10 protein-coding genes are annotated in these 8,939 nt (G+C 49.8%); 7 read left to right on the forward strand and 3 right to left on the reverse strand.

Going from position 1 to position 8,939, the window contains the following annotated elements:
* Positions 1 to 501, reverse strand: a 501-nt coding sequence (locus Q7O77_RS10870; protein ID WP_304166886.1) for an MFS transporter, incomplete at its 3' end; no start/stop codon positions are given.
* Between the two features lie 103 nt (positions 502 to 604).
* Here Q7O77_RS10870 and Q7O77_RS10875 point away from each other — a divergent pair.
* Positions 605 to 1,522 carry a LysR family transcriptional regulator gene (locus tag Q7O77_RS10875; RefSeq protein ID WP_304166889.1) on the forward strand — a complete coding sequence of 306 codons (918 nt, stop codon included), beginning with the start codon at positions 605 to 607 and terminating at the stop codon, positions 1,520 to 1,522.
* Positions 1,523 to 1,686: 164 nt separating this feature from the next.
* On the opposite strand, the gene Q7O77_RS10880 is transcribed toward Q7O77_RS10875, so the two are convergent.
* The gene (locus tag Q7O77_RS10880; protein ID WP_304166890.1) at positions 1,687 to 2,079 is read right to left on the reverse strand and encodes a nuclear transport factor 2 family protein; all 393 of its coding nucleotides are present in this window, start codon (positions 2,077 to 2,079) and stop codon (positions 1,687 to 1,689) included.
* 193 nt (positions 2,080 to 2,272) lie between these two features.
* On the opposite strand from Q7O77_RS10880, the gene Q7O77_RS10885 reads away from it, so the two are divergent.
* Positions 2,273 to 2,911 (forward strand): AraC family transcriptional regulator, encoded by a 639-nt coding sequence (locus Q7O77_RS10885; protein ID WP_304166893.1) that lies wholly within the window; start codon positions 2,273 to 2,275, stop codon positions 2,909 to 2,911.
* An 89-nt stretch (positions 2,912 to 3,000) separates the two neighbouring features.
* Here Q7O77_RS10885 and Q7O77_RS10890 read toward each other — a convergent pair whose 3' ends face one another.
* Positions 3,001 to 4,626, reverse strand: a complete 1,626-nt coding sequence (locus tag Q7O77_RS10890) for a methyl-accepting chemotaxis protein (RefSeq protein WP_304166895.1) — start codon at positions 4,624 to 4,626, stop codon at positions 3,001 to 3,003.
* Positions 4,627 to 4,919: 293 nt separating this feature from the next.
* Between Q7O77_RS10890 and Q7O77_RS10895 the strand changes: the two genes are divergently transcribed.
* The 5 genes from Q7O77_RS10895 to Q7O77_RS10915 all read left to right on the forward strand — a co-directional run.
* A complete protein-coding gene (locus Q7O77_RS10895) occupies positions 4,920 to 5,186 on the forward strand; it encodes a DUF3811 domain-containing protein (RefSeq protein WP_304166897.1) in 267 nt (88 codons plus the stop codon).
* A 279-nt stretch (positions 5,187 to 5,465) separates the two neighbouring features.
* Complete coding sequence (locus tag Q7O77_RS10900; RefSeq protein ID WP_304166900.1) at positions 5,466 to 6,164, forward strand: expansin EXLX1 family cellulose-binding protein; 699 nt, start codon at positions 5,466 to 5,468, stop codon at positions 6,162 to 6,164.
* A 253-nt stretch (positions 6,165 to 6,417) separates the two neighbouring features.
* Positions 6,418 to 7,341 carry a glutaminase B gene (glsB, locus tag Q7O77_RS10905; protein ID WP_304166901.1) on the forward strand — a complete coding sequence of 308 codons (924 nt, stop codon included), beginning with the start codon at positions 6,418 to 6,420 and terminating at the stop codon, positions 7,339 to 7,341.
* Positions 7,342 to 7,418: 77 nt separating this feature from the next.
* Complete coding sequence (lhpI, locus tag Q7O77_RS10910) at positions 7,419 to 8,339, forward strand: bifunctional Delta(1)-pyrroline-2-carboxylate/Delta(1)-piperideine-2-carboxylate reductase (protein ID WP_304166904.1); 921 nt, start codon at positions 7,419 to 7,421, stop codon at positions 8,337 to 8,339.
* A 220-nt stretch (positions 8,340 to 8,559) separates the two neighbouring features.
* On the forward strand, positions 8,560 to 8,939 hold a 380-nt coding region (locus Q7O77_RS10915), incomplete at its 3' end, for an HAD-IIB family hydrolase (RefSeq protein WP_304166907.1).

Genomic DNA, 8,939 nt, shown 5'->3' on the forward strand with positions numbered 1-8,939 from the left:
AGTCTCGTGGGCTCGGAGATGTGTATAAGAGACAGTTCCTACAATGCTGACCATCGAAAATGACGCAATCACCGTCGCCAACATTTTTCCGCGCAAGTTAGCTGGCGCATGGTTTATCAATAAACTTATCCCTACCCCCATTGTTGTACCTCCCACCAACCCTGCGCAGAATCGGAGTGTAAGCAGAAGACTAAAACTGGAGATGAATGTAGTTAAAAATGTCAGCAGGCCTAATAGCGCCATATTGACGATTAAAAAACGTTTTTTATTGAAACGACCAATCCAGTAAAAGGCGATAACTCCCGAAAGGACGGCACCAAATGTGTACATACCGGACACATATCCGGAGAAAGATACGGGAACTGAGAAATCTGCTGCCATAAAAGCAAAAACAGGGTTAAACACCATATATTCCAGCGCATTAGTGAACTGGACAAAAGCCATGACAATGGCGATTCGCATAAGGGATTTATGATTAAATGTCTGTGTGATCAATGGCATAGCTAACTACCTAAGGATAAAAGATATCCCAGCTTAACTGCTATCAATGATGTTCACTATATGGTAAAAATGGCACTTATTGTTATCATATGTGGGATAGTTAATGCGTTCGGTTCTTGATTTTAATACCCTGAAAGTGTTCATTGCTGTGGTTGAAAGAGAAAGTTTTGTCGGGGCATCTAAAGTCCTCGAAATGCCGAGATCAAATGTCAGTCGTTGTATCTCTCAGTTAGAAGAAAAACTGAATCTTCAGCTTATTGAACGCAGCACCCGCCATATGAAACTCACCCAGGCGGGACACCTACTTTATACCCGCGCAAAACCACTACTAGAGGCGCTTGAGCAAACTGAGACAGAATTAACGTTGCGGCAAATGCAGTTCAAGGGCCCATTACGTCTCTGTATTCCCAATGAAGTAGGTCCTGCATTACTGGGATCGGTTATTGCCGATTTCGCCTGTCAGTACCCAGATTTGGAGATCAGCTGCGTCACAAATTTGTCAGGTTTTGAATCCCTGCGAGATGATCTGGATTTAGCCATCATTGTGACCCGTGGTCAGATGGATGACAGTGATTACATAGCCCGTCATCTGGTGACTATTCCTTGCACCATTGTTGCGGCCCCCTCCGTCATTGAGCGTTATGGCACCCCTTCGCATATCCAGCAATTTGAAGAATTACCCTGCATTACAACGGTGAGTGCACTCAAAGGTGCGCCATGGCAGTTCGTCAATATGAAAGGGGGATTCGAGACAATTAAGGTCAAAGGGCATTATCGGGTTAACAGCGGAGAGATGGCTGGGCGAGCTGCGTTAGCCGGTGTCGGTTTTGCCATTCTATCTAAACAAGCCTGCCAGCCCTTCATCAGCGATGGCCGGTTAATAGAAGTGGAGCTTGAACAATCGGCAGCCCCATTGCAATTGTTCGCCGTTTATTCCAATCGTCGTTACTTGCCCGCTAAAACCAGAGCGCTCATTGATTTCATCCATCAGGAATTGAGTCAGAGACATTCAATGGATTAAGGTTAAAAATGGGCTTGGCATAGAATGGTTCTTGATATTCAAAACCAGCTTAAATATCAAAGCCAAGCCGAGATCTGCCCGTCGACAGTTTAAATTTCAACCGGATGAAACTGTCGAATAGTTCTGGCGTTTTAGTCCCATCGCCTAGTTTTATAATCTTTCAGTCAACTCCGACTGCCGAGATTTCGATCACTGTTCTCGCCATAAATCATTCGTGTCAGCTCCTGGCAACTGACAATCTTGTCTGACGACAAACGATAGTGGGCTAATATTTCAAATAGACTGTCCCTGCCCTCGCCTTTTTCTACCTTGACCTCATGATGCGTAAAAACAGTTTCGCCCTCGGCAACAATAGACAGCACTGAAAGAGTCATACGTCTGGTTTTCGTTTTGAGTAAGCCCATATGTTTGACAAACTCATCATAGCCAAGATGTTTACCATCAACCTGTTGCTGATAATCGGGAGAAAAATAAACGGCGATTCTCTCTTCATTGTGCTCGGGATTATTGATGATTTCTTGCAAGGCATTCATCACGATCTGACACATGTTCTTCATTGAATTCTCCTGACTGTGAACAAACCCAGTCTACATAACATCCCAGATCGCTTATTATCGTTATTTGGACATGATATACGGTTAATCAGCCATTCCGATGCAAGCAAAAACATTCGAATATAAGCAGCCGCATTCAACGCCTTGGCATGAGCATGAGTCAGGCCAACTTTATTGGCTCAGCGATGGCGTTATTGTGATTGAAACATCAATAGCGCAGTGGACCGTCACCCCCGGTTCTGTCGGATGGTTTCCTGCAGGCCTGAAACATAAAGCCTGGGTTCCAGCCACGGCCAAAGGGAGAAGTCTTTACCTCGCTGCCGCGTCGTCCATCGAATTGCCCTCTCAGCCGGGTATTTACGGCGCAGATAGCTTTGTTTTGGGGCTTTTAGAACGCGTTTTCAGAGAAACTCATGCCACGCCCTCTGACGACTACCGGAATAATCTTCTGACGTTACTGGGCCACGAAATAGCCCGAAGCGACGAACTGCCTCTGCACTTAACGTTTCCCGTCGATCGCCGTGCTCGCAACGTCGCTAATGCGTTATTGAACAATCCCGGGTGCGCCTGGGATCAGACTCAGTTAGCTCAACAATGGGGACTCAGCGTACGCAGCTTAAGCCGGCTATTTCGTCAACAGACCGGCCTGAGCTTTAGCCAATGGCGGCAACAGGCGAAAATCATTGTGTCTTTGCGATGGGTTCTTGCGGGATTATCAATCAGCGACGTTGCGCTGATGAGCGGTTATAGCAATGTAAGTGCTTATATCGAGGCATTTCGTCAGCGTTTTGGCCAGACACCGGGTCAGCTTCAAGCCAGCAAAATCGGTCGTTAAAAGCTAACGTGCTTGCTCTGCAAGGGTAAAAAAAAGCCAGCGATGACTTCAATCGCTGGCTTGAATAAAGACCCATACTCAGTGAAAAATCAGTTCAACGTAAATCGCGCGACGCCCTGATTCAAACGTTCAGCCTGCTGTTCCAGCGACATGGCCGACGCGGACGCATCCAACACCAACGCGGCGTTTTGCTGAGTAACGTGATCCATCTCGGAAACGGCCAGGGACACCTGGTTGATACCGCTGCTTTGCTCATCGGAGGCCAGCGCAATTTCACTCATGATGCTGGTGACGTTGTTGATCTCAGAGACAATCTGCTTCATCGCATTGCCCGCGCTGTTAGCGAGATCCGCCCCTTCTTTCACGCCGGTTTCAGAATCGTTGATCAGGCGGGTGATGTCCGTGGCAGCATTGGCGCTGCGCTGAGCCAAACTACGCACCTCGGCGGCCACAACGGCAAAACCTTTACCCTGTTCACCCGCGCGTGCGGCTTCCACCGCGGCGTTAAGCGCCAGAATGTTGGTTTGGAAAGCAATGCTGTTAATCAGCGCGATGATCTCGGAAATCTTGTCTGAGCTGCGAGTGATTTTCACCATCGACGCAACAACGCGATCCACAATTTCACCCCCTTCCGTCGCCTTTTTAGAGGTATTGCTGACGACTGTCCGGGCATGATGCGCATTATCGGTATTCTGTTTTACCGTCGCCGTCAGCTGTTCCATGCTTGCTGCCGTTTCCGCCAGAGCCGCAGCCTGCTGCTCGGTGCGCGCGGACAGATCGGTATTGCCTGCGGCAATCTTGCTGGAGCTGCTGTAAATGGACGCGGCGCTGTCACGCACAGAAAAAACAGTGTCATAGAGCGACTGCTGCATCTGCTGGATATTACTGCCCAAAACACCGATTTCATTTTCACCTGTGGGAATGCTGGGCTGTGTTAAATCCCCATGTGCAATGGCCTGAATACGAGAGACCCAATAGCGAGTAGGATTAATAATAACGCGATGAATAATAATAAAGGTCATAAAGACCAGTGCGAGCGTTAATACAAATGACGCGCCCATCAAAATATAACTCAGCCGTGAATTGCTTTGAGCATTTTCGTTGATCGCCTTTTCTCTTTCGACACGATACAAATACGAGGCTTTCAACGGCACATCATATTTAACGTCTAAATCATCAACGACATCAGACTCAAAATTATTGATTTCCTGAGCCGTACCTGTTTTAGCCAGATTAAACATCGGGGTAATACCGGTGTTAATGTAATCGTTATATCGGCTTTCCAATTCACGATCGCGAGCGAGCTCGGATTCCGCACGATTGCTGCGTTTGATGTAGCCGTTGAACATTTGCTGCGACATCGCGAGGCGCATTTCCGCCGCGCTCATGCTGGCGTTGTAACGATCCATCTGTCCGTTATTTCTGCTGTTCGCGGCATGCATAAGGTTCATTCGCGCCGCACGCATATGGTTGGCACTGTCAACCAACTCCATACGCACGTTCAGTTCCCGATTGGAGTCATCGAGGGATAACTTGCCTTGCCACAAGAAGTAGGACGCCGTGCCAATCGCCGCGGCGAATAACACTAAAACGACGGAGAAGACAAGCACGAAGAGCGGAGTTAATCGTAGATTTTGCCCACCACGCCGCGCAACGTTTTCCCTTCCGGTCGAATTCCCTTCGACTGGTACCAATGCATTAAGGTCATGACTCATATTATTTTCTCACAATTTTAAATATTTCGGCTCGGTTCAAGACGTGGAATATTTCCTGAATCAGTATCGGCATTTAGTGGAGGAAATTGATTTTTTTTCGATCAATACGATGAAAATCGCATTTTCTATCAGTCATTGTTGTTACCTGTCTCAATCAAGCCTGGCTGACATTTTTTTGTCATGAAAAAATACCTGTCGGTGTAGATTCATGGCGAAATAGCATGCCGATATTTGTGAATGCCGCGATTTTTTCCACTATAATGACGGTCCAATCCCCACGCGGAATGAGAGCTATGCCCAGATTAACGCAGAAAGACATGACGGAAAGCGAACAACGTCAACTCAAAACCCTCCTCGACCAGGAACGAAAGAAGCACGGCCGACCGCTAACCAACTCAGAGAATAATCACATCAAGGACGAGTACATCGATAAGCTGATGCGGGAAAGGGAAACTGTTGCCAAACAAGCCCGCGCAGAAAAAAAGAAAAATAAATTCAAACCCGATACTTCCGCAACTTATCAATGGTCTGCTAATACGCATCTTCGCGGCCACCGATAAATAATTATTGAGTTATTCATTGGTTAATAATACCGAACTCAATAACTAAAAAATAATGCCCCTCCTCATCACTGAAGGGGCATTATTTTTTAGTCTTTTTACATTAAGAAGAATACGCTTGATTTAGGCGGCCTCTCTGTTTTATAAAATTAGCGTCACCCAAACGCATTTATGACAGGAAGTGGTTTTCAAATAAAATGTGACCATTGAATTATTCAACTTCTACATTTCACTTTTAATTTTTATTATTTCATCAATAACTTCATATTGGACGTGAGCATGAAAAATAAAACACCATTATTAATTTCCTCATTAATATTTCTTGCATCTACCGCATTTAATAATGCGCAGGCATCTTGGGGTATCCACGACGTTTGCCGGGGCTCGGCGACAGCGACTGGCTCCGGATATTCCGGTGGCGCGTTGCTGCTGGATCCGATATCCAGCGACATGGAAATCACGGCATTAAACAGCAATCAGCTGAACTATAACGGCATCAACGCCGCGATGGCGGGTGCTTATCTGAAGGTCACCGGTCCTAAAGGCAGCACGACGGTGTATGTCACCGATATTTATCCTGAAGGCGGCGACTGTGCGCTGGATCTATCTTATAACGCCTTTAAAAAAATAGGCGACCTGCAAGACGGCATTATTAATATCGAATGGCAATTGGTGGAAGCGCCGGTGTCAGGAAATGTTATTTATCGAATTAAAGAAGGCTCTAACCCTTATTGGGCTGCCGTCCAGGTACGCAATGCCAAATACCCCATTATCGCGATGCAGTATATGAAGGATAACAATTGGGTGACCGCGCCTAAAATGAGCTACAACCACTTTATTCTGGAAAATTTGGGAAACAAGGTCACGCAAATTAAGTTCACCGATATCAAAGGCCGCCAGTTAAAAGATGTGTTGCCGCAAATGCCGGAAAGCACGTCTCAGGCCTATATGGTCGTTGGTAACGTGCAATTGCCGTGATAACCGCAGATGACCAATAAGCGCGGTTATCGCTTAATCGTACGCCAAACTTATCCCTGCAATGGCCCGGTAGACTCCCTACCCGGCCATCCTGAATCGCCACCACTTAGCGCCTCTCCCTCGCCTGCTCTGTAACAGAACATCTGACATTCATGCCCGCGAGTTTTGCGTCAGACCTGAAGTCTGTGAAAAAATAGGCATCATCTTGTTCTCTCATCCATTTTGAAGCGCGTTATTACGTCGGAGATTCACATTGGCTGAACTCAGCAATGGTTTACTGGAAGCAATACTGGAAGACGTCCGTCCGTTAATTGGGCAAGGCCACGTTGCGGATTACATCCCCGCCCTGGCCGGCGTCGCGCCGGACCATCTCGGGATCGCGGTCTGCGGCGTTGACGGCTCATACTATCAGGCAGGCGATGCCAACACGCGTTTCTCTATCCAGTCCATATCGAAGGTGCTCTCTTTGTCTCTGGCGTTAACCCGCTATCAGGAAAGCGAGATCTGGCGGCGCGTCGGCAAAGACCCATCAGGACAACCGTTCAACTCGCTTGTTCAGCTAGAGCTGGAACAGGGCAAACCCCGCAACCCGTTTATCAATCCCGGCGCACTTGTCGTATGCGACATGTTGGAAACCCGCCTTGCCGCCCCGCGGCTGCGGATGCTGGAACTGGTGCGTTCACTGACCAACCAGCCCGATATCGACTACGACCGTACGGTGGCGCAGTCTGAATTCGAGCATTCTGCCCGCAATGCGGCAATAGCCTGGCTGATGAAGTCATTCGGCAATTTTGATAACGACGTCCCCAAGGTGCTGCAAACCTATTTTCACTACTGCTCGCTGTCGATGAGCTGTGCAGAACTCGCACGCGGCTTCCTCTTCCTGGCCAGTCATGGACGTTCGCTCAGCAACGCCCCCGCCTTGCTCTCCTCGCGCCAGACGCGTCAGGTCAATGCACTGCTCATGACCAGCGGGATGTACGACGGCGCCGGTGAGTTTGCCTGGCGAGTGGGAATGCCTGCCAAGTCCGGCGTCGGCGGAGGCATTGTCGCCATCGTGCCGGGAGAAATGAGTATTGCCGTATGGTCACCGGAGCTGGATGCGTCCGGGAACTCGCTGGCAGGCATCGCCGCGCTGGAGCGACTGTCAGAACGCCTCGAGTGGTCCATCTTCTAGCATCAACGATCAAGGCCGACGACGTCGTCTCCTGACGCCCTGGGCCACCATATTCAACTTACATTCAGGGAGTCTTAATGAAAAGCCAGTCTTATGTCACCTACAACCGCGAAGATACCGCTAAATTGCTGAGTTTTTCCGCATTGGTTGACGCCATTGCTCATGCCGCAGAGGAGTATGCGACAGGCGGTATTCTCAGCCCTGAACGTTTGGTGGTTCCCATGTCGGAAAGCGCGGTGATGTTAAGTATGCCCGCCGTCAGCCATGACGTGGCCATACACAAGCTGGTGAACGTGGTCCCGGAGAACAAAAGCCGTCAGATCCCCACCATTCACGGGTTAGTCACGGTATTCGACGCCCAAACCGGCGTCCCGCTTTTTGTGCTCGACGGGCCGGAAGTCACCGGACGTCGCACCGCTGCCGTCTCCATGCTGGGGATCCGTACCTTTATGCAGGAAACCCCTAAGGAAATACTGCTGATCGGCACCGGCACGCAGGCGCTTTACCACCTTCAGGCCATCGCCGAGCTGTATCCCAACAGCAAAGTGTGGGTCCGTGGTTCTCGTCCGGGACGCGCCGAAGCCTTCTGCGAACAGCACGCTTCTCTGCATCCCGCACTGACCCCTTGCGAACCAGACGCTGTTCCGGAGAGCGCGAACGTGGTCATCACCCTCACAACCAGCACCGCCGCGTTTTACCATGAGGATGCGCGCCCAGAGGTTTTAGTTATCGGCGTCGGCGCCTTCAAACCGAATATGGCGGAAATCGGCCCCCATACGCTCGCGGGAAGCGATATCTTTGTTGACGATCCCGAAGGGGCGAAACAAGAAGCTGGCGATTTACTTCAGGCGGGCGTGGACTGGGCATCCGTGCATTCGCTGATCGGCGCATTACGTAAAGCGCCGACGACGACGCGCCCCATCGTGTACAAAACGGTCGGGACCGGCGCGTGGGATTTGGCTGCGGGTCGCGTCGCCCGCGCCGCGCTGGGGATCTAAATTCGTACTCCCCCTCATCCTGACTATCGACAGGTAAACTCGGCCGCAGCTCATCGAGTTGCACAAATGGAAATACGTGCATACGCTTAGTGAAGCATGAAATGCAGCGGCCGGGTTCATCGTTCTGATTTTTCGATAATTTTTCCACAATTACCGCTGTGTCCTCATACCTGCCTACGCTAACCTGTTAAGTCCCCCTGTCATCATCAACGGAGGTCAAATGCCTGAATGCGCAGCTGAATGGGTGATATTTACCGATCTGGATGGATCGCTGCTGGACCATGACACTTACGACTGGGAACCGGCCAAACCGTGGCTGACGCGGCTACAGGCCGCACAGGTGCCGGTGATTATCACCACCAGTAAAACGGCCGCCGAAGTGGCGCCGCTGCAGCGCGCTCTGGGTCTGAGCGACGTCCCATTCATCGCTGAAAACGGCGCATTGGTCACGTTTCCCGCGTCCTGGAAAAATCACCCTGATTACCCCCACAAAATCTTTAGCGCGGACTACCCTCAGCTCTGTCAACGCTTGAACCGTTTACGGGCGGAACAGGCCTTTAATTTCAGGGGATTTTCGGATATGACCGACGCCGAAGTGGC

The sequence above is a fragment of the Lonsdalea britannica genome, assembly GCF_946477055.1.
Classification (GTDB): Bacteria; Pseudomonadota; Gammaproteobacteria; order Enterobacterales; family Enterobacteriaceae; genus Lonsdalea; species Lonsdalea britannica_A.

Coding starts and splice junctions, on each gene's coding strand:
- Q7O77_RS10900 (WP_304166900.1), top strand. CDS start 5,466: ATGAAAAATAAAACACCATTATTAATTTCCTCATTAATATTTCTTGCA.
- lhpI (WP_304166904.1), top strand. CDS start 7,419: ATGAAAAGCCAGTCTTATGTCACCTACAACCGCGAAGATACCGCTAAA.
- Q7O77_RS10875 (WP_304166889.1), top strand. CDS start 605: ATGCGTTCGGTTCTTGATTTTAATACCCTGAAAGTGTTCATTGCTGTG.
- Q7O77_RS10890 (WP_304166895.1), bottom strand. CDS start 4,626: ATGAGTCATGACCTTAATGCATTGGTACCAGTCGAAGGGAATTCGACC.
- Q7O77_RS10895 (WP_304166897.1), top strand. CDS start 4,920: ATGCCCAGATTAACGCAGAAAGACATGACGGAAAGCGAACAACGTCAA.
- Q7O77_RS10880 (WP_304166890.1), bottom strand. CDS start 2,079: ATGAAGAACATGTGTCAGATCGTGATGAATGCCTTGCAAGAAATCATC.